The sequence below is a fragment of the Serratia sp. PF-27 genome (genome assembly GCF_030053255.1).
GTDB lineage: Bacteria > Pseudomonadota > Gammaproteobacteria > Enterobacterales > Enterobacteriaceae > Serratia > Serratia bockelmannii.
In genome coordinates, this window is record NZ_JASGBT010000021.1 from 833,109 (window position 1) to 859,253 (window position 26,145).

Consider the following 26,145-nt stretch of genomic DNA (forward strand, 5'->3'; position numbering starts at 1 on the left):
TTAGCGGTCCACATCTGACATTACAAAATCGATACTACCCAGATAGACGATCAGGTCGGAAACCAGGCTGCCTCGGATGACCGATGGGATCTGCTGCAGGTGCGCAAAGCTCGGCGTACGTACCCGGGTGCGGTAGCTCATGGTGCTGCCGTCGCTGGTCAGGTAGTAGCTGTTGATCCCTTTGGTGGCTTCAATCATCTGGAATGATTCGTTGGCTGGCATCACCGGGCCCCAGGAAACCTGCAGGAAGTGGGTGATCAGCGTTTCAATGTGCTGCAGCGTGCGCTCTTTCGGCGGCGGCGTGGTCAGCGGGTGATCGGCCTTGAACGGGCCTTCCGGCATGTTGTTCAGGCACTGTTCGAGGATACGCAGGCTCTGGCGCAGCTCTTCCACCTTCAGCATCACGCGGGTGTAGCAGTCGCTGTTGCCGTCGCCCACCGGCACTTCGAAGTCGAAGTTCTCATAGCCGGAGTAAGGACGCCATTTACGCACGTCGAACTCAACGCCGGTAGCACGCAGGCCGGCACCGGTCACACCCCACTCCAGCGCTTCCTTGGCGTTGTAAGACGCTACGCCGATGGAACGGCCTTTCAGGATGCTGTTCTTCAGCGCCGCTTTCACGTAAGAATCCAGACGTTTCGGCATCCAGTCGAGGAATTCACGCAGCAGGCGATCCCAACCGCGCGGCAGATCGTGCGCGACGCCGCCGATGCGGAACCAGGCCGGGTGCATACGGAAGCCGGTAATCGCTTCCACCAGATCGTAGATTTTCTGACGGTCGGTAAAGGCGAAGAACACCGGGGTCATCGCGCCGACGTCCTGAATGAAGGTGGAGATATACAGCAGGTGGCTGTTGATACGGAACAGCTCGGACAGCATCACGCGGATAGTGTCGACGCGCTCAGGCACCTTAATGCCGGCCAGCTTCTCGACCGCCAGCACGTAAGGCATTTCGTTCACGCAGCCGCCGAGATACTCGATGCGGTCGGTGTACGGAATGTAGCTGTGCCAGGATTGACGCTCGCCCATCTTCTCGGCGCCGCGGTGGTGATAACCGATGTCCGGCACGCAGTCGACGATCTCTTCGCCGTCCAGCTGCAGAATGATGCGGAACGCACCGTGCGCAGACGGGTGGTTCGGGCCGAGGTTGAGGAACATGAAGTCTTCGTTCTCGGTGCCGCGCTTCATGCCCCAGTCTTCCGGCTTGAAGGTCAGCGCTTCCATCTCCAGATCTTCTTTCTGCTTGGTCAGCACGAAAGGATCGAATTCGGTGGCGCGCGCCGGGTAGTCCTTGCGCAGCGGGTGCCCTTCCCAGGTCTGCGGCATCATGATGCGCGACAGGTGCGGGTGGCCGTCGAAGGTGATGCCGAACATTTCCCAGGTTTCGCGCTCATACCAGTTGGCGTTCGGGAATACCTTGGTCGCCGTGGGCACGTGCAGGTCTTTTTCAGACAGCGCCACCTTCAGCATGATGTCGCGGTTGCGCTCGATGGAAATCAGATGGTAGAAAACGGAGAAATCCGCAGCGGGCAGGCCGTCGCGGTGGGTGCGAAGACGTTCGTCCACGCCATGCAGATCGAACAGCATGACATACGGCTTCGGCTGTTTTCTCAGGAACGTCATTACTTCCAGTAACTGGTCAGGTTTAACCCATACCACGGGCATGCCGGTACGGGTGGCCTGAACAGTAAAGGCTTCCGGCCCAAAACGGTTGCGCAGTTCGCCGATCACCGGGTCGTCAAGGTGATCTCGGGTCTGCCAGGCAGGCAAGGCGTCGTGCGTCGTCAAATCTGTCATAATTTTTTTTCACCACACTAAAGGGTTATTCGCCGCAAGTTTCACTTTTCGCTGTGTTAACCAATAGCGCACTAAGATGGACGTTAAATGAACGTCTTAAATCTCGTCAGGCGTCCGGAGGTTGGTCACCGCGATGCGCTCGCCGTGTTTACGCTCTCTTTCAGACTGCATATTGGCGCGGTAAACGCCCTGATCGCCGACAACCCACGACAGCGGGCGACGTTCTTTGCCGATAGATTCCTGCAGCAGCATCAGCGCTTGCATGTAGGCTTCCGGACGCGGTGGGCAGCCGGGAATGTACACGTCGACCGGCAGGAACTTGTCCACGCCCTGCACCACGGAATAGATGTCGTACATACCACCGGAGTTGGCGCAGGCGCCCATCGAGATCACCCACTTCGGTTCCAGCATCTGCTCGTACAGGCGCTGGATGACCGGGGCCATCTTGGTGAAACAGGTACCGGCCACCACCATCAGGTCAGCCTGACGCGGGGAGGCGCGCAACACTTCCGCACCGAAACGCGCCACGTCGTGAACGGCGGTAAACGACGTCACCATCTCCACGTAACAGCACGAAAGGCCGAAGTTATACGGCCAAATAGAGTTTTTACGCCCCCAGTTCACCATGTCATGCAGCGCATGTTCGAGTTTACCCATGTAAACCGTGCGGTGGACCTGTTGTTCCAGGGGATCGGCGACGATCTCCTGTTTTTGCAGGGGATAACGGTCGTTCTCACCGTTCGGGTCTATGCGGGTGAGCGTATAGTCCATCTTAATGCCTCGCTGTTACTGCGGATGACTGTTGGTGTTAGTGATCGTGCTCGGTTTGCTGCGGCGTTGGGAACGCGCCGGAGTCCAATCCAACGCGCCGATGCGCACCAGATAAACCAGACCGGCCAATAGCACCAAAATGAAAATGGCGGCTTCGATAAAGCCTACCCAACCGCTCTCGCGAACCGAGACCGACCAGGCATACAGGTATAAGGCTTCAACGTCGAAAATAACGAAGAACATGGCCACCAGGTAGAACTTGGCGGACAAGCGCATGCGCGCCGTGCCGACCGAGTCGATGCCTGATTCAAACGGGGTGTGTTTGGCGCGCGCCCGGGCTCTCCCGCCCAAGAAGAACGCGCCCAGCAGCATTAAGCCGCAGAGCCCGATAGCCACAACGAGAAATACGGCGAGCGCCCAGTGATGAGCGATAACTTCAGTGGTTGTTGACATACTCTATGCTTACTCATCAAAAGTGGCGTCGATCGCACTGCTCTTGTCACCGGCAGTTAGTGCGCCACATCGATTTAAGGGAAGGATAAATAACCACACAAACAAACTGCTTTTACAGCGAGTTAGGCAGCGTTTTTCTGTGGGCTTTTTACTCCTTTCTATAACCTTTTGTCAACTTTGACAAAAGTATCTACACACTAGTTTACATACGTATCATTTGATTAACATTTGATGCGCCAGGGACAGGCTAAATCGTGTCAGTTAATTTTTGTGTAGAAACAGATAGATATAAACCAACATGCACATTTCAGTTTTACTATACCATTGTCTCAGGAATTCCCTGTTCTTCCACTCACTACCTAGGGGTATTTTTTTGATCCAGGACACGTTTTCAGCATAAATCCTCAAAAAAAGTGTGGCCCTTTAACAATTTTCCTCAAATTGAGCCGCAAAAACGGCCGCTATAAGCTAACAAAATACCCCTGCTATTACCATGCCTTTAACCCATTCAATCTTATTGCTCAAAAAACGAACTTAGCGTATTAAACCCGGCCAAACTCTCTTTTCATTAACGCTTAAAAGTTAACAAAACAGCCAATTCAATTGAAAATACAAGCCAAATACATATAAATAAATTTTTAGGTAAAAAAAGGGCAAAAAAAACCTCCGCCGAAGCAGAGGTTTTTCATCAGATATCGCGCCGCGACGTTATTCTTCTTCGTCCACCAGGCTGGCGTCATCCTGATCGCTCTGGAGACCGCCTTCCGCACCGTTGAAGCCATAGCCGTCATTGCCGCCCTGCATCGCGCTGAAGATGGCCATCGCCAGCTCGTTGCTGCACTGCGCGTTTTTGCACAGCGCATACTGGGTATCCGGCAGCGGCGGCAAACCTTCCACCGCGCCCAGCACCCGCAGATCGGGGCTCATCATCTCGATCGGCCGTGCGGTCACGCCCAGGCCGGCTTTACAGGCCGCCCGCACCGCGGACAGCGTGGAGGCGACGTAGGCGATACGCCACGGAATACCGGCTTCGTCCAACTGTTTAATCGCCAGCGCGCGGAACGGGCTTGGCTCATCCATTACCACCAGCGGGATCGGTTCGCCGGCCTGATAGTGATAATCGGCGGCGCAATACCACAGCGTCGGCGACGTGCGCAGCACGATGTGCGGGTGCCCGGCAGGATCGGCCGTGGTCACCGCCAGATCGATCTCGCCCTCTTCCAGCAGATCGACCATCGTCGTACTGCGCTTTACGCGCACGTCAATGGCCAGCTTCGGATAGATGGCGGTCACGCGGTTCAACAGGAAAGGCAGAATGGTATCGGCGGTGTCGTCGGAAGCACCGATGGTCAGAACACCTTTTATATTGTTGTACATCAGCGAGGTACAGGCTTCGTCGTTAAAGCGCAGGATCTTCCTGGCATAACCGAGAAGCTGAATACCATGCTCAGTCAGGAGTTTGTTGCGCCCATGGCGGGCAAACAGTTCTTTGCCGACCAGTTGCTCTAATCGCTGCATTTGTTGACTGACGGCTGATTGAGTACGGCAAACGGCAACAGCCGCCGCGGCGAAGGTATTCAAATCAGCAACCGCAACAAAGGTTCTTAGCAGATCGAGGTCGAGATTAAGTATCGGACGATTTGCAGTTGTCATAGTGTATTCTTCACTTTTTTAAATTCTAATTTACGAACTACTACCCTGGTGTGTTTCTCAGACGCCGTTGAAAAGGACGGCGCCTGTTATGACAGTACCCCACTCATAAGTGGAGGGCAAAAAAATTACTTATGATTCGTTACCTCTATCGCTTTTTAAAATGCGATCTATCGATGGTGCTTATAGAACGCGGGGGACTGAATACCGGTGAAAAGGGAAAACCCCCACCGAACCTGAGATTTTACTCATTCATACTGCCTAATTTCCACTCCATTCGTGCTACTGAGAACCCTTATCAACCGGCCTTCAGACTGCATTCCAGAGCAAAAAAGATAAATAATTAACGGTACCGACTTCGTGTGACTACTCAATGAATTTAATAAATTCAATCATTAAGATTTTTGCTTTAAATAATAATCTTATAACCACATAAACAATGCTTAAGGTAAAATATAAAGTAAAGCTAATGTAAATATGTCATTTTCCTTAGTGTGGTGCGCGAACCGACACCCCGCTATCAGACTACTCCGGTATTATCGTTCCTTTACAGTTTATTGAAGCCTATTCTCCCTTTCGGCTTATCAGTTCACTGCTGCCGGCCGCGATCGCCGGCACGTCTCGTTTATCGACGCTTGATTTAACAGAACAAAACCCTAGTAAAATTATAGTTCATGAAATTATGAACCACAAAATAACTTTACCTTTGCTTATCATAACTAAAATCCCCCGTTACGACATGCATTTGCACCAAAGGCGTGCAAAACCCTTCAAAAGCAACTACGCCAGGAGTACATTGGGCGGGTTGCGGCGTCCCACGGTAGGAGCGCCCCTATCCCAGCAAAAGGCTCAACTTTTTATGTCCCCCATTGAGAAATCCAGCAAACTGGACAACGTCTGCTATGACATTCGCGGCCCGGTGCTTAAAGAAGCTAAACGTCTTGAAGAAGAAGGCAACAAAGTCCTGAAACTGAACATCGGCAACCCTGCCCCGTTCGGTTTCGACGCCCCGGACGAAATCCTGGTCGACGTGATCCGCAATCTGCCCACGGCGCAAGGCTACTCCGACTCCAAGGGCCTCTTCTCGGCGCGTAAAGCGATCATGCAGCACTATCAGGCGCGCAACATGCGTGACGTGACCGTTGAGGATATCTACATTGGCAATGGCGTCTCTGAGCTGATCGTCCAATCCATGCAGGCGCTGCTCAACAGCGGCGACGAAATGCTGGTACCGGCGCCGGACTACCCGCTGTGGACCGCTGCGGTATCGCTGTCCGGCGGCAAGGCCGTGCACTACCTGTGCGATGAGCAGGCCGGCTGGTTCCCGGATCTGGACGATATCATCAGCAAGATCACCCCGCGCACCCGCGGTATCGTGATCATCAACCCAAACAACCCGACCGGCGCGGTTTACAGCAAAGCGCTGTTGGAACAGATCGTCGAGATCGCCCGTCAACACAACCTGATCATCTTCGCCGACGAGATCTACGACAAGATCCTGTACGACGACGCCGAACACCACTCGATCGCCGCACTGGCGCCAGATCTGCTGACCGTGACCTTCAACGGCCTGTCGAAAACCTACCGCGTGGCGGGCTTCCGCCAGGGCTGGATGGTGCTGAACGGGCCGAAGAAGCACGCCAAAGGCTATATCGAAGGGCTGGAGATGCTGGCTTCGATGCGCCTGTGCGCCAACGTGCCGATGCAGCACGCCATTCAGACCGCGCTGGGCGGTTATCAGAGCATCAGCGAATTCATTCAGCCCGGCGGCCGCCTGTACGAACAACGCAACCGCACCTGGGAATTGCTCAACGACATCCCGGGCGTCTCTTGCGTGAAGCCGCAGGGCGCGTTGTACATGTTCCCGCGCATCGATGCCAAACGCTTCAACATCCACGACGACCAGAAGCTGGTGCTGGATCTGTTGCTACAGGAAAAAGTGCTGCTGGTGCAAGGTTCGGCGTTCAACTGGCCTTACCCGGATCACGTGCGCATCGTCACCCTGCCGCGCGTAGACGAACTGGAAATGGCGGTCGGCAAGCTGGGCCGCTTCCTTGAAGGTTACCACCAGTAATCGCCTGGGGCGCAGCGCCTTGCTGCGCCCTTCTCTTATTGCCCGGTTGCAAAATTCGCCGTCACTGCTTCACAATGGGGCCCTCACTTGCCGTTAAAGAGAGCACCATGAGCCAGAGCCATTTCTTCGCCCATCTGTCCCGCCTGAAACTGATCAACCGCTGGCCACTGATGCGCAACGTGCGTACCGAGAACGTCTCCGAACACAGTCTGCAGGTGGCTTTCGTCGCCCACGCGTTGGCGGTGATCAAGAACCGCAAATTCAACGGCAACCTCAATGCCGACCGCGTTGCGCTGTTAGCGATGTATCACGACGCCAGCGAAGTGATCACCGGCGACATGCCGACGCCGATCAAGTACTACAATCCGCAGATCGCCCATGAATACAAGAAGATCGAAAAGATCGCCCAGCAAAAGCTGCTGGACATGATCCCCGCTGAGCTGCGCAACGATTTCCGCACCATTCTCGATGAGCACTACTACAGCGAAGATGAAAAGCAGGTAGTGAAGCAGGCAGACGCGCTGTGCGCCTACCTGAAATGTCTGGAGGAACTCTCTGCCGGCAACAATGAATTCACCCTGGCCAAGGCGCGGCTGGATAAAACCCTGGAACAGCGCCGCAGCCCGGAAATGGACTACTTTATGGACGTGTTCATTCCCAGTTTCAGCCTGTCATTGGACGAAATCAGCCTCGACAGCTCTCTGTAACCCCACTGGCGCAGCCTCGCTGCGCCGTTAAAAGCCGTAGAGCCACGGCACCACAATCACGCTGACCGCCATCACCAACAGGGTGAACGGCACGCCGAGCCGCACGAAATCGCCGAACTTGTAATTGCCCGGCCCCAGCACCAGCGTGTTGACCGGTGAAGAGACCGGCGTCATAAAGGCGGCGGACGCGGCGATGGCGATAATCATCGCGAACGGGTATGGCGAGACGCCCATTTCGCGCGCGGCGGCAATGGCGATCGGCGCCATCAGCACCGCCGTCGCGGTATTGGAAATAAACAGGCCAATGGTGGCGCACAAGACGAACAAGCACAGCAGCATCACGCGCGGCCCCGCGCCGCCGGCGACGTCCATCAGCCCGCGAACGATCAGATCCACGCCGCCGGTCTTTTGCAGCGCCTGCGCGAACGGCATCATGCCGACGATCAAAATGATGCTCGGCCAATGGATCGATTTATAGGCGCTCTCCATGTCGATACAGCGGAACTTGCCCATCAGCAGGCAGGCGATCAACGCCGCGATCGGGTTGGGGATTTCGTCGGTCAGCATCATCGCCACCATCAACGCCAGGCAAAACAGCGCGTGCGGCGCCTGGGTGATGGCCGGCGCCACTTCGTCCACTTCGGCCGGCAGGTTGAGCACGATAAAGTCGTGGGTTTTGGCCTGCAGCTGACGAATCGCCTTCCAGTCGCCGATCACCAGCAAAATGTCGCCCAGCTCCAGCGGCTCGTCCACCAGCTTGCCGCTCAGGATCTCGCCGTGGCGGCGGATGCCCACCACATTCAGATCGTAGCGGCTGCGGAACGCTGCTTCACGCAGGCTTTTGCCCAGCAGCGCCGAGTCCGGGATCAGCGACACTTCGGCCATGCCGACGTTGCGCGACTGTTCAGAGAAGTAATCGCCGCGCAGCACCATCGGCTCCAGCCGCTGCTCGCCGCAGAATTCGCGCAGATCGACCTGGCTGTCCGACATGTCGATCAAGAGGACGTCGCCCTCGCGCAGCTCGGTGCTGCCGGAGGCGCTGACCATCACCCGCCGGAAGCGTTTCCAGCGCTCGATGCCCACCACGTTGGCACCATAGCGCGCACGCAGGTGCAGTTCATCCAGCGAACGTCCGATCAGCGGCGAAGCGCTGCGGACAGCCAGCCGCCGCGCGCGGCCGGTCAGCTTGTAATCACGGATCAGGTCGCGGAAGGTGCGACGCTGCCAGTCATCGCCGGCTTTGCCGGTGTCACCGCTGCCCAGCCAACGCCGGGCGATCAGCATGTAGCCGACGCCCAGCGCCAGCACCACCAGGCCAATGGGCGTCACGCTGAAGAAACCGAAACCATGGATGCCTTCCCGCACCAGTTCGCTGTTGACCACCATGTTGGGCGGCGTGGCCACCAGCGTCATCATGCCGCTGATAAGCCCAGCGAAGCTGAGCGGCATCATCAGCCGCCCCGGCGCGATCTTCATTCTGGCCGTCACGCTGAGCACCACCGGGATAAAGATCGCCACCACGCCGGTCGAGCTCATGAACGCGCCCAGCCCGGCGACCGTCACCATCAGCAGCATCAACATTTTGGTTTCGCTGCTGCCGGCCACTTTCACCAGCCAGTCGCCCACCTGATAAGCCACGCCGGTGCGCACCAGCCCTTCGCCGATCACGAACAGCGCGGCGATCAAAATCACGTTGGGATCGCTGAAACCGACCGTCGCTTCCTGCAGGCTGAGCGTGCCGCTCAGCACGAAGGCGATAATCACCAACAGCGCCACCACGTCCATCCGCAGCTTGTTGGTGGTAAACAGCACGATGGCAATCAGCAGTAAACTCAGCACCCACAGTAATTCGCTGTTCAAAACGGCCTCATCCGGCAAATGTCCAAGGGTCTAAAAAATAGCATAAAAAAACCCCGCCAAAGCGGGGTCTAATCAATTAGGGTGAAGATAATGCCACTCAGGCCAGCCGGCGAACGATCGCGCCCTGCGCCGTTTTATCGACGGCGATCTGCGCCAGCGAATCCAGCCGCAGGTCGACCTGCTCCAGCTTCGGCGCATCGGCCGGGGCGTTGACCGCAATCACCTGACAGCCCGCAGCCAGACCCGAAAGAATGCCGGCCGGCGCGTCTTCAACCACCACGCACTCGTGCGGCGCCAGCCCCAGGCGCTCGGCGCCCAGCAGGTAGGCATCGGGTTGTGGCTTACCGTGTTTAACCTGCTCGGCGGTGATGAACACCGCCGGCTGCGGCAAACCGCCGGCCTGGCGGCGAGCGCCGGCCACTGGCACCGAACCGGAGGTGACGATCGCCCAAGGGATGCCGAGCGCGTTCAGGCGCTCCAGCAGCGCGATGGCGCCCGGCAGCGCGCGAACGCCGTCGGTATCCTGCGCTTCCACCTGCTCCAGCAGTTGGAACTCGCGCTGAATTTCCGCTTCGCTTTCGCCCGGCATAAAGTGGCGCAGAGAAGTAATGGCCTGTTTACCGTGAATGAAGTCCAGCACCGCTTGCGGGTCAACGCCGCGGCGCTCGGCCCAGTGCGTCCAGGCACGCTCTACCGCCGGCAATGAATCCACCAGGGTGCCATCAAGATCGAACAGAAAACCCTTACACTCCACAGAAAACCTCTTCTTAATCAAGCATTGATGATTTGCGCTATCTCAACGGCGCTCAAGTGATACTGGCGCGGGCAGGCCAGCCAGATCGCCAGCATACGCTGGTATTTTTCCCACATTTTGGTCTGGGCGTTGAAACCGTGGCTGCCGGAATCGAAGTGAGTATAGCGCCCCTCGGTGTTGACCAGGAAACGCACATAGCTCAGGTAGCGCGCCTCGGTGGCGGCATCGAAGCCGAGAAACGCCAGGCGGCGCTCGTCCAGCCCCTGTTTCTCTTTTAGATTGCCCCAGGAAACCTGCAGCGCATGGTGCATCTCCATCACGTTGATGATGGTGCGGCATACCTCTTCGCTCAGTTCGCCAAAGTCACGATCCAGCTCGCGCATTTGCAAGCCGAAGCCGCGTTCAACGATGGTTTGCAATCGGCGATAACGATCGCTGTTGTCCGGATCGAGTAGCGTCATCATCTTGTACTGATTCGACAGGATCAGCCGCTGGGCATGGGTCATTTCCATCAGGATTTCCTCATTTCTGTATGATGGCGGGAGCATCGCACAGCGCAAGAACGCAGGAAATCACAACTCGACCGTTCTTTGATTTAAACCGGGGTTATTGCCGCTTTGACGAGAAAGGCCGCATCAGCGCGGCCTTTTTTCATTTACAGATCGTCGAGGAAGGTTTTGTCCAGCTGCTTGAAGGCGCGCTTGAGCAGATCGGCCAACGTCTGATAGGTCGGCGTGCCTTCGAGCGGCGCCACCGCCTGCCCGGCTTCCGTCAGCTTGTTGCGCACCTCATGGAACCATTGCAGCAGCGTCGGCGGCAGCGGCGTGACCGAACGGCGCCCCAGCCACCACAAGCCCTGCATCGGCAGGCTGCAGGCGAACAGCGCGGTGGCGATCGCCGGGCCCAGCTGGCCGCCCAGCGCGATCTGCCAGGTCAGCGTGAAAATCGCCAACGGCGGCATGAAACGGATAGCGAAACGGGTGGCACGCGCAACGCGATTCTCCGGAAAGACCGGTGCCAGACGTTTGTCCGACGGCCAGGTTTTCATATAATGCTGCCCGCGCTGGAAGACCTGAAACCAGCTTACGGAACCGGACGGTTTGCTCGTCATTGCGTACCTCAACGTCACGTAAAGAAACTAAAAGCGTGCTGCCAGAGACCATACTAAAAAATTTGAAGCTTTAAATTTATTTTGTGTTTGCACCGGGCTATCGGTATCCTAAGCCGGCCTTGTGGCCGGTAGAAGATGACGTAAATTTTGTCAACTTTTAGCCCTATAAAAATCAAGATTATTTAAACCGCAGAGAAATCATCGGTTTTTCCATCATCCTGTGATTTGTGCACTTCACATGATGTTAATCATAAATGTCATCGGCACTATGCGCTACGCTTGTTGTCTGATTGACGATTAATTCACCACGTGTGTTCGATTTTCTTTTAACAACACGACTATTTAAGTAGGTACTTCCATGTCGAGTAAGCTAGTACTGGTTCTTAACTGCGGCAGTTCTTCTCTGAAATTCGCCATCATCGATGCCGTTAACGGCGACGAATTCCTCTCCGGTTTGGCCGAGTGTTTCCACCTGCCTGAAGCTCGCATCAAGTGGAAAATGGACGGCGCCAAACACGAAGCTGCCCTGGGGGCCGGCGCTGCACACAGCGAAGCGCTGAACTTCATTGTTAATACTATTCTGGCACAAAAACCAGAGCTTTCCGCGCAGCTGACCGCTATCGGCCACCGCATCGTGCACGGCGGCGAGAAGTTCACCGCTTCTGCCGTGATCAACGACGAAGTTCTGCAGGGTATCAAAGATTCCGTGCCGTTTGCACCACTGCACAACCCAGCTCACCTGATCGGCATCGCGGAAGCGCTGAAATCCTTCCCTAACCTGGCCGACAAGAACGTTGCCGTGTTCGACACCGCGTTCCACCAGACTATGCCGGAAGAATCTTACCTGTACGCCCTGCCGTACAGCCTGTACCGCGACCACGGCGTTCGCCGCTACGGCGCGCACGGCACCAGCCACTTCTACGTGACTCAAGAAGCCGCGAAGATGCTGAACAAGCCGGTAGAAGAAGTGAACGTGATCACTTGCCACCTGGGCAACGGCGGCTCCGTCACCGCAGTGCGCAACGGCCAGTGCGTTGACACCTCCATGGGTCTGACCCCGCTGGAAGGCCTGGTGATGGGCACCCGCAGCGGTGACATCGATCCGGCTATTATCTTCCACCTGCACGATTCTCTGGGCATGAGCGTTGACCAGATCAACAAGATGCTGACCAAAGAATCCGGCCTGCTGGGCCTGACCGAAGTCACCAGCGACTGCCGTTACGTTGAAGACAACTACGACAGCAAAGCCGACGCCAAACGCGCCATGGACGTGTTCTGCCACCGTCTGGCCAAATACGTCGGCGCCTACAGCGCGCTGATGGAAGGCCGTCTGGACGCGGTGATCTTCACCGGCGGCATCGGCGAGAACGCCGGCATGGTGCGTGAGCTGACCCTGAACAAACTGGGCCTGCTGGGCTTCGAAATCGACCACGACCGCAACATGGCCGCTCGCTTCGGCAAATCCGGCGCCATCACCAAAGACGGCAGCCGCCTGGCGCTGGTGATCCCGACCAACGAAGAGTTGGTCATCGCGCAGGACGCATCCCGCCTGACCGCGTAATGCTCTCAAAACACCGTCAGCCCAGGCTGACGGTGTTGTTTTAGCCTCATGTTAATCGTGAAGAGGACTATTCTGTGTCACGTACTATTATGTTGATCCCCACCGGCACCAGCGTCGGCCTGACCAGCGTCAGCCTGGGTGTCATCCGCTCCATGGAGCAAAAAGGCGTTCGTCTGAGCGTGTTCAAGCCTATCGCTCAACCGCGCACCGGCGACAACGCGCTCGACCAGACCACCACCATCATCCGCAGCAGCAACTCCACCATTACGGCGGCCGAACCGCTGCGCATGGACTACGTTGAGGGCCTGCTGAGCTCCAACCAGCAAGACGTGCTGATGGAAGAGATCGTGGCGCGTTACCACGAGAACACCAAAGACGCGGAAGTGGTGCTGATCGAAGGCCTGGTGCCGACTCGCAAACACCAGTTCGCCAACGCGCTGAACTACGAGATCGCCAAAACCCTGAACGCCGAGATCGTCTTCGTGCTGGCGCTGGGCAACGACTCCCCGGCGCAGCTGAAAGAGCGCATCGAACTGGCGCGCACCAGCTTCGGCGGCAGCAAGAACAAAAACATCACCGGCGTTATCATCAACAAGCTGAACGCACCGGTCGACGATCAGGGCCGTACCCGTCCTGACCTGTCCGAAATCTTCGACGACTCCACCAAAGCCAGCATCGCCCACGTCGATCCTGCGCAGCTGTTCGCCAACAGCCCGCTGCCGGTTCTGGGCTGCGTGCCGTGGAGCTTCGATCTGATCGCCACCCGCGCCATCGACATGGCTCGCCACCTGAAGGCCCGCGTGGTCAACGAAGGCGACATCATGACCCGCCGCGTGAAGTCCGTGACCTTCTGTGCGCGCAGCATCCCGCACATGCTGGAACACTTCCGCCCAGGCTCTCTGCTGGTGACCTCCGCAGACCGTCCTGACGTGCTGGTCTCCGCCTGCCTGGCGGCGATGAACGGCGTGGAAATCGGCGCCATCCTGCTGACCGGCGGCTACGCCATCGACGAGCCGATCAAGAAGCTGTGCGAACGCGCCTTCCAAACCGGCCTGCCGGTGTTCATGGTTGACACCAACACCTGGCAAACCTCGCTGAGCCTGCAGAGCTTCAACCTCGAAGTGCCGGCGGACGACCACCAGCGCATCGAGAAAGTGCAGAACTACGTGGCCAGCCACATCAACACCGAGTGGATCGACTCGCTGACCGCCACCTCTGAGCGTTCACGCCGCCTGTCTCCACCGGCGTTCCGTTACGAACTGACCGAGCTGGCGCGTAAAGCCGGCAAGCGCATCGTGCTGCCGGAAGGCGACGAGCCGCGTACCGTAAAAGCGGCGGCCATCTGTGCCGAACGCGGCATCGCGGAATGCGTGCTGCTCGGCAACCCGGACGAGATCCAGCGCGTAGCGGCAGCGCAGGGCGTTGAGCTGGGCAAAGGCATCGAAATCGTCGATCCGGTCGCCGTACGTGAAAACTACGTGCCGCGTCTGGTTGAGCTGCGCAAGAGCAAGGGCATGACCGAAGTGGTCGCGCGCGAGCAGCTGGAAGACAACGTGGTGCTCGGCACCCTGATGCTGGAACAAGGCGAAGTCGACGGTCTGGTCTCCGGCGCGGTTCACACCACCGCCAACACCATCCGTCCGCCGTTGCAGCTGATCAAAACCGCACCGGGCAGCTCGCTGGTGTCCTCCGTATTCTTCATGCTGTTGCCTGACCAGGTACTGGTCTACGGCGACTGCGCGATCAACCCGGATCCGAGCGCCGAGCAGCTGTCTGAAATCGCCATCCAGTCTGCGGATTCCGCCGCTGCCTTCGGCATCGAGCCGCGCGTAGCGATGATCTCCTACTCCACCGGTAACTCCGGTGCGGGCAGCGACGTCGAGAAAGTGCGCGAAGCGACCCGTCTGGCGCAGGAAAAACGCCCAGATCTGATCATCGACGGCCCGCTGCAGTACGACGCCGCCATCATGGCCGACGTTGCCAAGTCCAAGGCGCCGAACTCACCGGTGGCCGGCCAGGCGACCGTGTTCATCTTCCCGGATTTGAACACCGGCAACACCACCTACAAAGCGGTACAGCGCTCCGCTGACCTGGTTTCCATCGGCCCGATGCTGCAAGGCATGCGCAAGCCGGTGAACGACCTGTCGCGCGGCGCACTGGTTGACGATATCGTCTACACCGTTGCGCTGACGGCGATCCAGTCTTCCCAGGCTGACGCTGCCGCCGCCAAGGCCTGATATTCTTCAGGTTGAGCGATAAAAAAGCGCCGGTCATTGACCGGCGCTTTTCTTTTGCGTTCCCTAACGCGCCAGCAACTGCCCGGCAGCCTCCAGAATATGCTCGGCGGTCAGGCCGTACTCCTGCTGTAAAAACGCCTGGGTGCCCACCTGACCGTAACGCTCCTTCACCCCCACGCGCCGCATCGGCGTCGGGCACTCTTCCGCCAGCACCTCCGCCACTGCGGATCCCAGCCCGTTATGAATGCTGTGATTTTCACAGGTGACGATACGTCCGGTCTTGGCCGCGTAGGTTTTGATCAGTTCACGGTCGATAGGCTTGAGGGTGAACATATCGATCACTGCCGCGCTGACGCCCTGCCGCGCCAGCATCTGCGCCGCCTTCAGCGCCTCCGCCACCATGATGCCATTGGCAATCAGCGTAATGTCGTCGCCGTCGCGCAGCAGGTTGCCCTTGCCGATGGTAAAGCGCGAGCCTTCCTGGTAAATGCGCGTCGCCTGCTTGCGGATGGTGCGCACCCAGTAGAAGCCGCGTAGATCCATCAGCTGGCGCAGAATGTCGGCGAACATGGTAGCGTCGGTCACTTCCAGCACCACCGAGTGCGCCAGCCCTCGCACGATGCCCATGTCCTCGAACGACATGTGGGTGCCGCCGTTGTGGCAGGCGCTCACCCCGGCGTCGGAGGCGATCACCTTGACGTTGTTGCGCTGATAATCCAGCGACATGAACAGCTGATCGAAACAGCGGCGGCTGGCGAAGGCGGTAAAGGTATGCACGAACGGCACCCTGCCGGTGAGCGACAGCCCGGCGGCGACGCCGATCACGTTGGCCTCCATGATGCCGCAGTTAATCACGTGCTGCGGGTGATCCTTGTGCACGCCGTCCATCGCCATCGAGCTCATCAAATCGGCCTCCAGCGCGATGATCGGTGCGCCCGCTTCTATCTGCCGACGCACCGCGCCGGCATAGACTTTGCGCATTTCGACGGCGTCGTTTTCCAACTGGGTCACTACGTTAAACATGGGCGGCCTCCAGTTCGGCGATGGCTTTTTCGATTTCCAGCTGCACGTCCGGCGTCAGGCGCAGGTGGTGTGAGTTCGACAGGTTTTCCAGATAGGTCACCCCCTGTCCCTTGATGCTGTCGAGCACGATCGCCAGCGGCCGCTGTTCACCGCCGCGCGCCGGCGCCACCGCCGCCAGCAGCGCCGCGATGTCGTCGCCCTTGATGGTATGCACCTCAAAACCGAAAGCGCGGAACTTGGCGGCCAGATCGAACGGTTGGATCACCTCGTCCAGCGCACCGTCTAGCTGTTGCTTGTTGTAATCGATGAACAGCGTCAGGTTGTTCAGGTTGTGGTGGGCGATAAACTGGAACGCCTCCCAGCACTGCCCTTCGTTCAGCTCACCGTCGCCGAGGATGCTGAACACCCGGTTACGACGCCCCGCCAGCCGATGGGATAACGCCATGCCGGCGGCGATCGACACGCCCTGCCCCAGTGAACCGGTGGTGGCGTCCACGCCGCGCGTGCGCAATCGGTCCGGGTGGCTAGGCAGACGCGTGCCGTTCTGGTTGAGGGTCTTCAGCTCCGCCAGCGGGAAGTAGCCCTTGATCGCCAGCGTGCTGTACAGCGCCGGGCCGGCGTGCCCCTTCGACAGCACGAAGTCATCGCGCTCCGGCCAGTCCGGATCCGCCGGATCGATACGCATCACGCTGCCGTACAGCACCGCCAGCGTCTCCACCACCGACATGCAGCCGCCGTAGTGGCCGAAGCCCAGCCCGGTCAACGCCTTCAATGTTTCCAGGCGGATCGCGCGCGCCAGGGTCTGCAGCTCTTCAATTTCCGTTTCGCTCGTTGTGTCGTTCATCAGTCTGCCCTCGTTATTTCTCGACGCGGTCAGCGGCCGGCGCGCCTTTGCGTTTTCCCAGGAAGTTATGCGCCACCAGCAGCGCGAACACGGCGACGATCGCCAGCATGATCATCTCCTTCGACATAAAGCGCGCCATGTTGCCCAGCAGGATGCCGATCACGCCGAAGTCGGCGTCGGAGAAGGTGGTGTTGGCAAAGCCCAGCGCCCCCAGCACCGGCAACAGCAGCACCGGCAGGAAGGTGATCAGCAGCCCGTTGGCGAAGGCGCCCAGCATCGCGCCGCGCCGCCCGCCGGTGGCGTTGCCGAACACCCCGGCGGTAGCGCCGGTGAAGAAATGCGGCACCACGCCGGGCAGGATCAGCACCATTTTCAGCTGCCCCAGCAGGAACAGCCCGGCCAACCCGCCAAGGAAGCTGAACAGGAAGCCGATCAGCACCGCGTTGGGGGCATAGGGATAGACCACCGGGCAATCCAGCGCCGGCCGCGCGTTAGGCACCAGCTTTTCCGAGAAACCGGTGAACGCCGGCACAATCTCCGCCAGAATCAAGCGCACGCCTTGCAGAATGATGAATACCCCGGCGGCGAAGGTGATGGCCTGGATAATCGAATACACCAGGTAGTTCTGGCCGCCGCTGAGCTCGCTTTCCACATAGGCCCGCCCGGCGCAGATCGCCAGGATCAGGTAGATGACAATCATGGTCATCGAGATCGAAATGGAACTGTCACGCAAGAAACTGAGGTTTTTCGGCAGGTTCATCTCCTCGGTCGAGCGCGAGTTTTTGCCCACCTTCGAGCCGATCCAGCCGGACAACACATAGCCCAGGGTGCCGAAGTGGCCGAAAGCGATATCGTCGTTGCCGGTAATGCGGCGCATATAGCGCTGGGCGATCGCCGGGAAGAACGCCATCACCAGCCCCAGGGTCAGCGCACCGGTAAACACCAACTGCACGCCCTCGAAGCCCGCCACCGTCAGGATGATGCCGATCATGCAGGCCATGTAGAAGGTGTGGTGGCCGGTCAGGAAGATGTATTTCAGCCGGGTGAACCGTGCCACCACGATGTTCGCCACCATGCCGAACGCCATGATCAACGCGGTGGAGGCGCCGTATTTCTCCAGCGCGATGGAGACGATCGCTTCATTGTTCGGGATGATGCCCTGAATATTGAACGCATGTTCGAACATGCCGCCTAGCGGATTGAGCGATCCGACCAATACCGTGGCACCGCCGCCCAAAACGATAAAGCCGAGAATAGTTTTTACCGTGCCTTTCACCACGTCGGAAAACGATTTCTTTTGCGCCAGCAAACCGATCAGCGCAATAAGCCCGACCAGCACCGAAGGCACCTTTAATATATCCACCACAAACTTAAGCGTTTCCTGGATAAACATATCCACCTCGCCAATCGTTTTATTTAGATGATTGAGTGGGCTTCGAAGTAAGCGCGCAGCTTGGCTTCCAGCTCATTAATGTCGATGATGTTGCTGATCACCACCAGTTGCTCGGCCGGTACGCTGGCGCTGTCGGCGATGTCTTTCGCCATCACGAACACGTCGGCGGCACCGGGGGTAGCGGACGACAGATCGGAGTGTTCGACTTCGGCCTCCACGCCCATCTTTTTCAGCACTTTTTTAATGTTCATTTCCACCATAAAACTGCTGCCGAGACCGGAACCGCAAATCGCCATGATTTTCATAATATCCACCTGTTGAATTTAGCGTGTAGGGTAGCGCCGCCGGTCATATTCCCGGCGTTGTTAGCATTAATCGTGTTCCTGGTGATTAAACGTTAATAGCGGGCGATAATTTCCTCAATTTGCCGTTTATCTGTGGCGTGAAATAAAGCCTCCATCGCCGAGTTATCGGAAAATAATTCCGCCAACTGCGAAATCATTTCAATGTGGCTGTTGCCGTCGGGCGCCGAAAGCATCACCACCACCTGAACCGGATCGTTATCCGCGGAATGGAAATTCACGCCCTGATGGATCTTCAACAGCGACAGCCCCAGCGCGTTGGCGCCCTCCTCCGGCCTGGCGTGCGGCATGGCGATGCCCGGCGCCAGGACGAAGTAAGGGCCGAGCTTCTCCTGCTGATGAAAGATAGCCGTCAGGTAATTCGGCGTGATCACGCCGCCTTGCAGCAGCGGCTGCGCGCTCAGCGTGACCGCCTGGCGCCAGTCCTCCACCCGTTCGCACAGCTGTATATGATCGGCGGTCAGCCACTCTTTCAGCACATTACCCTCCCAAACGTTGATGGTTTCGGCCGGTGATTAATTCACCGACGACGGTAAAACTTTAATCAACCCCTCTCGACGACACAGTGATGGATATCACAAAGATAGCGCTACCAAAGCGCTATCATGCGGATCTGTGATAGCGCTATCAAAACACCGCGTGGCGGCATGGCGTTAACCACAATTTTTTCTCGCTCTTTCGGGTAACGGGGTAGAATGTGCCGCATACGGGGATCGTCGAAGCCGCGCCGTCGGCTTCCCACCCTCACCATTTTTATGCGCCGCTCGCGCATTTCAGTTGGGATTAGGCATGTCGATCGGTAAAAAACGACGCAGCACAGGCAGGGTGACGTTGGCTGACGTAGCGCAGCTGGCGGGCGTCGGCACCATGACGGTGTCGCGCGCGCTGCGCACGCCGGAGCAGGTTTCAGACAAACTGCGCGAGAAGATTGAAGCCGCGGTGAGCGAACTGGGCTACCTGCCCAATCTGGCCGCCAGTTCGCTGGCGTCGGCCTCGTCCTACACCATCGCCATGGTGGTGCCCAGCCTGTCCGAATCTGGCTGCGCCGAGATGTTCGCCGGCCTGCAGAAAGTGCTGCAGCCGGCCGGCTATCACATCATGCTGGCGGAGTCGCAGCACCACCTGGAGCGCGAAGAAAAGCTGCTGGAGACGCTGCTCTCTTACAACCTCGCGGCGGCGGTGCTGCTCAGCGTCGAGCATTCGCAAAACGCCCGCAACGCGTTGATCGCCGCCAACATTCCGGTGGTGGAGATCGGCGCCGTGCGCGCCGATCCGATCGATATGAGCATCGGCATCGACTATGTGGCGGCCATGTATCAGCTGACGCAAACGGTGATCGCCAGCGGCTATCAGAATATCGGGCTGCTGTGCGCCAATCAGGAACAGTGGATTTTCCAGCAGCACCTACAGGGCTGGCACAAGGCGCTGCTGCGCAACCATATGTCGCCGCATCGGGTGATCAACGCCGCGCAGCCCGCCAGCTTCAGCACCGGTGCGCAGCATCTGCCGGAATTCTTGCTGGCCTGGCCGGAACTGGACGCGCTGGTGTGCGCCTCGGACGAACTGGCCGGCGGCGCACTGTACGAATGCCAGCGGCGGCGCATCAAGGTGCCGGACAATCTGGCGGTGGTGGGGTTCGGCAACAGCGAGTTCAGCCGGGTGTGCCAGCCGCCGCTGACCACCATGACCATTCCGCATCGCGATATCGGCATTCAGGCCGGCCAGGCGCTGCTGGCGCGGCTGAACGAGCAGCCCTGGCAGCAGGCAGGCACCCTGCCCGCCACGCTGTGCCGCCGCGACAGCTGCTGAATTCGCCCATAAAAAAAGCCGGTCGATGACCGGCTTTCTCACGCGTTGGCGCCTCAGTGGTTGTCGAGCGGCTTACCGTAATCCTGTTCGTTGTTGCGCGTCAGCCACAGCGACAGCGCCTTCAGCGAATCCGGGGTAAACTCGTCGCAGCGAGCGGTGATCTCTTCCGGCGTCAGCCAGCACACCTCGGCCACTTCCTCTTCCTGCAGCGCGAACGGGCCGTGCGACACGCAGCTGAACAGCGCGCCCCACACCCGGCACTGATCTTCTTCGAAGTAGAACAGACCGTGCTCGGCGAAAGGCACGCCGGCGATGCCCAGCTCTTCTTCCGCCTCGCGGCGCGCCGAATCCAGCACGTTTTCACCGCTTTGCACTACGCCACCCGCCGTCGCGTCCAACCAGCCCGGGTAGAAGTCTTTAATCTCGGTGCGACGCTGCACCAGAATTTTTCCCATCCCATCATGCACCACAATATAGGTCGCACGATGACGCAGCCGCTCCGCCCGCATCTGTTGACGACTGGATTGCGCAATCACCTCGTTTTGCTCGTCGACGATATCAACCCATTCGGTATCTGCAGCCTGACCCTGTTCCGCCATCCTCTAAAACCTTCTATTTTGGCGCGATGCATCCCGCGCGCTGGTTAATCAATGAGTGTTTTTCAAAGATTTTTATTGTGTGTGTATAAATTAGTGCGTTTAGCGTGTTAACGCCACCTCCGCGACGACCTTGCCGTCGTCGAGCGTCAGCACGCGCAAAGTGCCCCGATCCAACATGCCGTAGCTAGCCGGGAAGCCCCCTTTCGGGATGCTGACCGAGCCCGGATTGAAGCAATAGATCTCACCCTGCCGCTCCGCCTGCGGCAGATGCGTATGGCCGTAGGCCAGGACGTCACCGCGGGATAACGGCGGCAGTGCCGAAGGATGATAAAGGTGACCGTGGGTCAAAAACAATCGTCTTTTTTGCAGTAGAACCTGTTGCCACGGCGCCTCGATAGGAAACGTCAGCAGCATCTGATCGACCTCGCTGTCACAATTGCCGCGAACGGCGATGATCTTGTCGCTATAGCGATTCAATCGTTCGGCAACCTGAGCGGGCTGATAGCCGGCCGGCAGCGCGTTGCGCGGGCCGTGATTCAGCAAATCACCCAGAAGAATCAGCCAGTCGGCGCCGTGTTGTGCGAATAATTCCAGCACGCGTTCGGTGGCCGGCAGCGATCCGTGGATATCCGAGGCGAACATCAGCTTCATAACCTTGTCCTATAGAGGGAAATAAGCGCCATTTTACCGCGCCGGCGCCGTACGGCAAACCGCCGCCCGCCCCGGTGGAGAATTGTGATCCAACTGCGCAGATAGCATCGGACGAATCCCACATAGCCTGCTATCCTTAGCTGCTATTGTTGGATCTCTGATATACCTTTGTGCGCGGCGAAGACCGCAGCAACGTGTAATGAATTACAGATCACCTTACCGCAGGAGGCAACATGATTGACCTGTATTACGCGCCTACTCCCAATGGTCACAAGATCACCTTGTTTTTGGAAGAGGTCGGCTTACCCTACCGTATCCATCGCGTAAACATCAGCGCCGGCGACCAGTTCAAACCGGACTTTCTGAGCATTTCTCCCAACAACAAAATCCCGGCGATCGTCGATCAGCAACCGGTGGACGGCGGCGCGCCAATCAGCCTGTTCGAATCCGGGGAAATCCTGCTGTATCTGGCGGAGAAGACCGGCAAGCTGCTGAGCACCGGCCTGCGCGAACGCGCCGCGACCCTACAGTGGTTGTTCTGGCAGGTGGCCGGGTTCGGGCCGATGCTCGGGCAGAATCACCACTTTAATCACTACGCGCCGCAGCCGGTGCCTTACGCCATCGAGCGTTACCATCTGGAGACCAAGCGGCTGTACGGCGTGCTGGAAGCTGAACTGCAAAAACACCCGTACCTGGGCGGCGACAACTACAGCATCGCCGATATCGCCACCTATCCGTGGGTCGTATCGCATCCGCGTCAACGCATCGATCTGGCAGATTACCCAGCGGTGCGCAACTGGTTCGAGCGCATCAGCAACCGCCCGGCGACCGAGCGCGCCTACAAACTGGCCGAACAAGGCTAAGCGCCTTCCCCGACTCCCCGTCGGCCGGGGAGTCACATCGTCCCCTCGTTATCTTTTCCTTACTTTCCGTGTATTCTGAACGCTAATAATCAGACCTATGGAGAATCTCTGATGTCTTTCAGTCAACCCGACGCCGTTATTCGCATTAAAAATCTGCGGCTGCGCACGTTCATCGGTATCAAGGAAGAGGAAATCAACAACCGACAGGACGTCCTGATCAACGTGGTGATCCACTACCCGGCGGACAAAGCGCGCAACAGCGAAGACATCGCCGATGCACTCAACTACCGCACCATCACCAAAGCGATCATCCGCCATGTGGAAGATAACCGTTTCGCGTTGCTGGAAAAATTAACGCAGGATGTGCTCGACATCGTAAAAGAACACGCCTGGGTAACCTATGCTGAAGTGGAGATAGATAAACTTCTGGCCCTGCGCTACGCCGATTCGGTTTCCATGACCATGAGCTACCGCCGGGACTAACTCAGGGAGGTCGACCATGCGGATCCTGATCACCGGCGCAACGGGATTGATAGGCAGCAGTCTGACGGCCAGGCTGCTGGCGCTTTCTCACCACATTACGGTGTTGACCCGAGACGAGCGGCGAGCCCGAGCCCGGCTGGGCGATCGGCCGAGCTATTGGCAAACGCTGGACGACCGGCAGTCGCTGGATGAATTCGACGCGGTGATCAACCTGGCCGGCGAACCTATCGCCGACAAGCGCTGGAGCGCACAGCAGAAAGAGCGCCTGTGCCGCAGCCGTTGGGATCTGACCGAACGATTGGCGCAGCTTATCAAGGACGGCAGCACGCCGCCCGGCGTGTTGATTTCCGGTTCCGCCGTCGGCTACTACGGCGATCAGGGGCAGGCGGTGGTGACCGAAGAGGAGCCACCGCACGACGAATTCACCCACCAACTGTGTCAACGCTGGGAAACGCTGGCGCTGCAGGCGCAAAGCGATGCCACCCGCGTCTGCCTGCTGCGCACCGGCGTGGTGCTGGCGCCACAGGGCGGCGCGCTGGCCAAAATGCTGCCGCCGTTCCGCTTCGGGCTGGGCGGCCCGATCGGCGACGGTCGCCAATATCTGCCGTGGATCCATCTCGACGACATGGTCAACGGCATTATTTATCTACTGGATCACGCCACGCTGAGCGGCCCGTTTAACATGGTCGCGCCCTACCCGGTGCACAACGAGCAGTTCGCCGCCCAATTGGCCAACGTGCTCGATCGCCCGGCGTTTCTACGGGTGCCGGCGTTCGCCATGCGGCTGTTGATGGGGGAAGCGGCGGTGCTGGTGCTCGGCGGCCAGCGGGCGGTGCCGAAGCGCCTGGAAGAGGCCGGCTTCCACTTCCGCTATCTGGAATTGGAACAGGCATTGGATGACGTGATTAATCAGCGGGCCGAAGCCCGCTGATCTGAGGTTACTTCAACGCGCCGGACAGGAACTGCTGCAGGCGCGGGCTTTTGGGGTTGCCGAACAGCTCGGCCGGCGGCCCCTGCTCTTCGATCAACCCTTTGTGCAGGAAGATCACGTGGTTGGAAACGTGGCGCGCAAATTCCATTTCGTGCGTCACCACCACCATGGTTTTTCCCTCCTCCGCCAGCTTCTGCATGATGCGCAGCACCTCGCCCACCAGCTCGGGATCCAGCGCCGACGTCGGTTCGTCAAACAGCAGCACCTCCGGCTCCATCGCCAATGCGCGAGCAATGGAGACGCGCTGCTGCTGGCCACCCGACAGGTGCACCGGGTACTTGCCGCGCGCCCGCTCGTCGATGCCCACTTTATCCAGGTAACGCACCGCGCGCTCGTGCGCGTCGGCCTTGCTCAGCCCCAGCACCTGCACTGGCGCCTCCATCACGTTCTCCAGCACCGTCATATGGCTCCACAGGTTAAAGTGCTGGAACACCATGGTCAGGCGGGTGCGCAGCAGCTGCAGCTGCTTCTTGTCGAACACTTTCAGCTGGCCGTCCTTGTCGCGCACCATGCGAATATCTTCGTTGTTCAGGCTGATCGAGCCTTCGCTCGGCTTCTCGAGGAAGTTGATGCAGCGCAGAAAGGTGCTTTTGCCGGAGCCAGAGGAGCCGATGATGCTGATCACATCCCCGGCGTTGGCCGCCAGCGAGACGCCTTTCAGCACTTCGTGGTCGCCATAGCGTTTGTGCAGTTCCGTGACGGCTAATTTATTCTCAGACATGGTTTTTCTTCCCGTCATTTATCAGTGACTAACGTGTGCCATCCAGCGTTTTTCAGCTTTGCGGAACAGGCTGATTAACACGTAGGAGATGATCAGGTACAGCACCGCCGCGATGCCGAAAGCGTAGAACGGCTGGTAAGTCGCGGCGTTGATGTCGCGCGCGATCTTCAGCAGATCCGGCACGGTGGCGGTAAACGCCAGCGCGGTGGAGTGCAGCATCAGGATCACTTCGTTGCTGTAAGCCGGCAACGCGGTGCGCAGTGCCGAAGGCAAAATGATGCAGCGATACATCTTGAAGCGCGAGAAACCGTAGGCGTTGGCGGCCTCGATTTCACCGTGCGGCACCGCGCGGATCGCCCCGGCGAAGATCTCGGTGGTATAGGCGCAGGTATTGAGCGTCAGCGCCAGGATGGTGCAGTTAAGCCCGCTGCGGAAAAACGCATTAAGAAACTCGGTGCCGCGCACAATCTCGAGGCTGTACATGCCGGAGTAGAACACCAGCAGCTGCACGTACAGCGGCGTACCGCGAAACACATAGGTGTAAAGCCACACCGGGAAACGCACCCAGCGAAGGGAAGAGACGCGCGCCACCGCCATCGGGATCGCCAGCAGCCCGCCCATCACCACCGAGGCGATCAGCAGCCACAGCGTGACTGCCACGCCGGTGAAACGGTAGCCGTCGCTCCACAGCAGCGACTGCCAATACTGTTGCAAAATCTCGATCATAGCTCGGCCCTCTTGACGCCCAGTGAGTAACGCCGTTCAAGCCACAGCAGCACGCCGTTGGAAACGGTAGTGAAGATCAGGTACACCACGCCGGCCACGATGGCGAAGAAGAACGGCTGATAGGTGCCTTTCCCCGCCAGCTGCGTGGCTTTCACCACGTCGTTCAGGCCGAGGATCGACACCAGCGCCGTCGCCTTCAGGATCACCTGCCAGTTGTTGCCGATGCCCGGCAAAGCGAAACGCATCATCGCCGGGAACAGAATGCGCCGAAAGATCTGCGCGCCGCTGAAGCCGTAGGCCGTCGCCGCTTCGATCTGCCCTTTCGGCACCGCCAGATAGGCGCCGCGGAAGGTCTCAGTGAAGTAAGCACCGTAGATAAAGCCGAGGGTAATGATACCGGCGCCGAGCGGATCGATATCGATCTGCGAGAAGCCGAGCAGCGTGGTGATGTTGTTCAGCGCGATTTGCAGGCCGTAAAAGATCAGCAGCATCAGCACCAGATCGGGCACGCCGCGGATCAGCGTGGTATAGGCGCCGAACAGACCGGAGATAAAGGGGTTATGAGACAGTTTGCCACCGGCGCCGATCAGGCCGATCACCACCGCCAGCAACACGGAACTGAGGGCCAGCTCCAACGTCACCAGAGCCCCCTCGAAAATCAGTTGGGAATAGCCTTGCAGCATCTACTTCACCCTGTGGTCTAGG

Annotated in this window: 26 protein-coding genes; 8 read left to right on the top strand and 18 right to left on the bottom strand. The window is 58.6% G+C overall.

Annotated features, from left to right (window positions below; all coding sequences use genetic code 11):
* The 4 genes from nuoC to lrhA form a co-directional block, all read right to left on the bottom strand.
* Entirely contained in the window at positions 1-1,797 is a 1,797-nt protein-coding gene (nuoC, locus tag QMZ29_RS18945) for an NADH-quinone oxidoreductase subunit C/D (protein WP_025303662.1), read from the bottom strand.
* Positions 1,798-1,893: 96 nt separating this feature from the next.
* On the bottom strand, positions 1,894-2,568 hold the full coding sequence (locus QMZ29_RS18950; RefSeq protein ID WP_004936039.1) for a NuoB/complex I 20 kDa subunit family protein: 675 nt from the start codon (positions 2,566-2,568) through the stop codon (positions 1,894-1,896).
* A 15-nt stretch (positions 2,569-2,583) separates the two neighbouring features.
* Positions 2,584-3,021, bottom strand: a complete 438-nt coding sequence (gene nuoA, locus QMZ29_RS18955) for an NADH-quinone oxidoreductase subunit NuoA (protein ID WP_025303663.1) — start codon at positions 3,019-3,021, stop codon at positions 2,584-2,586.
* Between the two features lie 708 nt (positions 3,022-3,729).
* The gene (gene lrhA / locus QMZ29_RS18960) at positions 3,730-4,674 is read right to left on the bottom strand and encodes a transcriptional regulator LrhA (protein ID WP_025303664.1); all 945 of its coding nucleotides are present in this window, start codon (positions 4,672-4,674) and stop codon (positions 3,730-3,732) included.
* An 856-nt stretch (positions 4,675-5,530) separates the two neighbouring features.
* Between lrhA and QMZ29_RS18965 the strand changes: the two genes are divergently transcribed.
* Both QMZ29_RS18965 and yfbR read left to right on the top strand, forming a co-directional pair.
* Positions 5,531-6,745: a pyridoxal phosphate-dependent aminotransferase gene (locus tag QMZ29_RS18965; RefSeq protein ID WP_025303665.1), complete on the top strand. Its 1,215-nt coding sequence runs from the start codon at positions 5,531-5,533 to the stop codon at positions 6,743-6,745.
* A gap of 107 nt (positions 6,746-6,852) precedes the next feature.
* Complete coding sequence (gene yfbR, locus QMZ29_RS18970) at positions 6,853-7,452, top strand: 5'-deoxynucleotidase (RefSeq protein ID WP_025303666.1); 600 nt, start codon at positions 6,853-6,855, stop codon at positions 7,450-7,452.
* A gap of 27 nt (positions 7,453-7,479) precedes the next feature.
* Here the strand turns inward: yfbR and QMZ29_RS18975 are convergent, their stop codons facing one another.
* The 4 genes from QMZ29_RS18975 to yfbV all read right to left on the bottom strand — a co-directional run bounded on the left by QMZ29_RS18975 (position 7,480) and on the right by yfbV (position 11,177).
* Positions 7,480-9,330: an SLC13 family permease gene (locus tag QMZ29_RS18975; RefSeq protein ID WP_261426190.1), complete on the bottom strand. Its 1,851-nt coding sequence runs from the start codon at positions 9,328-9,330 to the stop codon at positions 7,480-7,482.
* 79 nt (positions 9,331-9,409) lie between these two features.
* Positions 9,410-10,066: a sugar phosphatase gene (locus QMZ29_RS18980; RefSeq protein WP_004936056.1), complete on the bottom strand. Its 657-nt coding sequence runs from the start codon at positions 10,064-10,066 to the stop codon at positions 9,410-9,412.
* Positions 10,067-10,083: 17 nt separating this feature from the next.
* Complete coding sequence (locus QMZ29_RS18985; RefSeq protein WP_033643864.1) at positions 10,084-10,578, bottom strand: YfbU family protein; 495 nt, start codon at positions 10,576-10,578, stop codon at positions 10,084-10,086.
* A 143-nt stretch (positions 10,579-10,721) separates the two neighbouring features.
* A complete protein-coding gene (gene yfbV, locus QMZ29_RS18990) occupies positions 10,722-11,177 on the bottom strand; it encodes a terminus macrodomain insulation protein YfbV (RefSeq protein ID WP_004936061.1) in 456 nt (151 codons plus the stop codon).
* Between the two features lie 358 nt (positions 11,178-11,535).
* Here yfbV and ackA point away from each other — a divergent pair, with 358 nt between their 5' ends.
* Together ackA and pta are read left to right on the top strand one after the other, a co-directional pair.
* Positions 11,536-12,738, top strand: coding sequence for an acetate kinase (gene ackA, locus QMZ29_RS18995; protein ID WP_025303669.1), 1,203 nt, complete (start codon positions 11,536-11,538; stop codon positions 12,736-12,738).
* Between the two features lie 74 nt (positions 12,739-12,812).
* Complete coding sequence (pta, locus tag QMZ29_RS19000) at positions 12,813-14,975, top strand: phosphate acetyltransferase (protein WP_261426189.1); 2,163 nt, start codon at positions 12,813-12,815, stop codon at positions 14,973-14,975.
* Positions 14,976-15,038: 63 nt separating this feature from the next.
* On the opposite strand, the gene QMZ29_RS19005 is transcribed toward pta, so the two are convergent.
* From QMZ29_RS19005 to QMZ29_RS19025, 5 genes are all read right to left on the bottom strand, one after another.
* On the bottom strand, positions 15,039-15,998 hold the full coding sequence (locus tag QMZ29_RS19005) for a transketolase family protein (protein ID WP_043140084.1): 960 nt from the start codon (positions 15,996-15,998) through the stop codon (positions 15,039-15,041).
* The gene (locus QMZ29_RS19010; protein ID WP_261426188.1) at positions 15,991-16,842 is read right to left on the bottom strand and encodes a transketolase; all 852 of its coding nucleotides are present in this window, start codon (positions 16,840-16,842) and stop codon (positions 15,991-15,993) included. The genes QMZ29_RS19005 and QMZ29_RS19010 overlap by 8 nt, the downstream gene beginning before the upstream one ends.
* Positions 16,843-16,855: 13 nt before the next feature.
* Positions 16,856-18,235 (bottom strand): PTS ascorbate transporter subunit IIC, encoded by a 1,380-nt coding sequence (locus QMZ29_RS19015; RefSeq protein WP_043140091.1) that lies wholly within the window; start codon positions 18,233-18,235, stop codon positions 16,856-16,858.
* Between the two features lie 23 nt (positions 18,236-18,258).
* Positions 18,259-18,540, bottom strand: coding sequence for a PTS sugar transporter subunit IIB (locus QMZ29_RS19020; protein WP_025303676.1), 282 nt, complete (start codon positions 18,538-18,540; stop codon positions 18,259-18,261).
* Positions 18,541-18,632: 92 nt separating this feature from the next.
* Positions 18,633-19,076, bottom strand: a complete 444-nt coding sequence (locus QMZ29_RS19025; RefSeq protein ID WP_049207320.1) for a PTS sugar transporter subunit IIA — start codon at positions 19,074-19,076, stop codon at positions 18,633-18,635.
* Between the two features lie 310 nt (positions 19,077-19,386).
* On the opposite strand from QMZ29_RS19025, the gene QMZ29_RS19030 reads away from it, so the two are divergent.
* A complete protein-coding gene (locus QMZ29_RS19030; RefSeq protein ID WP_261426187.1) occupies positions 19,387-20,406 on the top strand; it encodes a LacI family DNA-binding transcriptional regulator in 1,020 nt (339 codons plus the stop codon).
* 53 nt (positions 20,407-20,459) lie between these two features.
* On the opposite strand, the gene yfcD is transcribed toward QMZ29_RS19030, so the two are convergent.
* Positions 20,460-21,005 carry an NUDIX hydrolase YfcD gene (yfcD, locus tag QMZ29_RS19035; RefSeq protein ID WP_025303679.1) on the bottom strand — a complete coding sequence of 182 codons (546 nt, stop codon included), beginning with the start codon at positions 21,003-21,005 and terminating at the stop codon, positions 20,460-20,462.
* A gap of 99 nt (positions 21,006-21,104) precedes the next feature.
* Entirely contained in the window at positions 21,105-21,656 is a 552-nt protein-coding gene (gene yfcE, locus QMZ29_RS19040; RefSeq protein ID WP_025303680.1) for a phosphodiesterase, read from the bottom strand.
* 233 nt (positions 21,657-21,889) lie between these two features.
* Between yfcE and yfcG the strand changes: the two genes are divergently transcribed.
* The 3 genes from yfcG (at position 21,890) to QMZ29_RS19055 (ending at position 23,933) form a co-directional block, all read left to right on the top strand.
* Complete coding sequence (yfcG, locus tag QMZ29_RS19045; protein ID WP_043140104.1) at positions 21,890-22,519, top strand: GSH-dependent disulfide bond oxidoreductase; 630 nt, start codon at positions 21,890-21,892, stop codon at positions 22,517-22,519.
* A gap of 111 nt (positions 22,520-22,630) precedes the next feature.
* A complete protein-coding gene (folX, locus tag QMZ29_RS19050; protein WP_025303682.1) occupies positions 22,631-23,002 on the top strand; it encodes a dihydroneopterin triphosphate 2'-epimerase in 372 nt (123 codons plus the stop codon).
* A 16-nt stretch (positions 23,003-23,018) separates the two neighbouring features.
* Positions 23,019-23,933 carry a TIGR01777 family oxidoreductase gene (locus QMZ29_RS19055; RefSeq protein ID WP_060433722.1) on the top strand — a complete coding sequence of 305 codons (915 nt, stop codon included), beginning with the start codon at positions 23,019-23,021 and terminating at the stop codon, positions 23,931-23,933.
* Positions 23,934-23,940: 7 nt separating this feature from the next.
* On the opposite strand, the gene hisP is transcribed toward QMZ29_RS19055, so the two are convergent.
* Genes hisP through QMZ29_RS19070 form a run of 3 tightly spaced genes read right to left on the bottom strand, consistent with a single transcriptional unit; the run spans position 23,941 to position 26,123 of the window.
* On the bottom strand, positions 23,941-24,714 hold the full coding sequence (gene hisP, locus QMZ29_RS19060) for a histidine ABC transporter ATP-binding protein HisP (RefSeq protein ID WP_004936098.1): 774 nt from the start codon (positions 24,712-24,714) through the stop codon (positions 23,941-23,943).
* Between the two features lie 21 nt (positions 24,715-24,735).
* Positions 24,736-25,440: an ABC transporter permease gene (locus tag QMZ29_RS19065; RefSeq protein WP_025303685.1), complete on the bottom strand. Its 705-nt coding sequence runs from the start codon at positions 25,438-25,440 to the stop codon at positions 24,736-24,738.
* Entirely contained in the window at positions 25,437-26,123 is a 687-nt protein-coding gene (locus QMZ29_RS19070; protein ID WP_025303686.1) for a histidine ABC transporter permease HisQ, read from the bottom strand. Before QMZ29_RS19070 ends, QMZ29_RS19065 begins: the two co-directional genes overlap by 4 nt.
* Between the last annotated feature and the right edge of the window lie 22 nt (positions 26,124-26,145).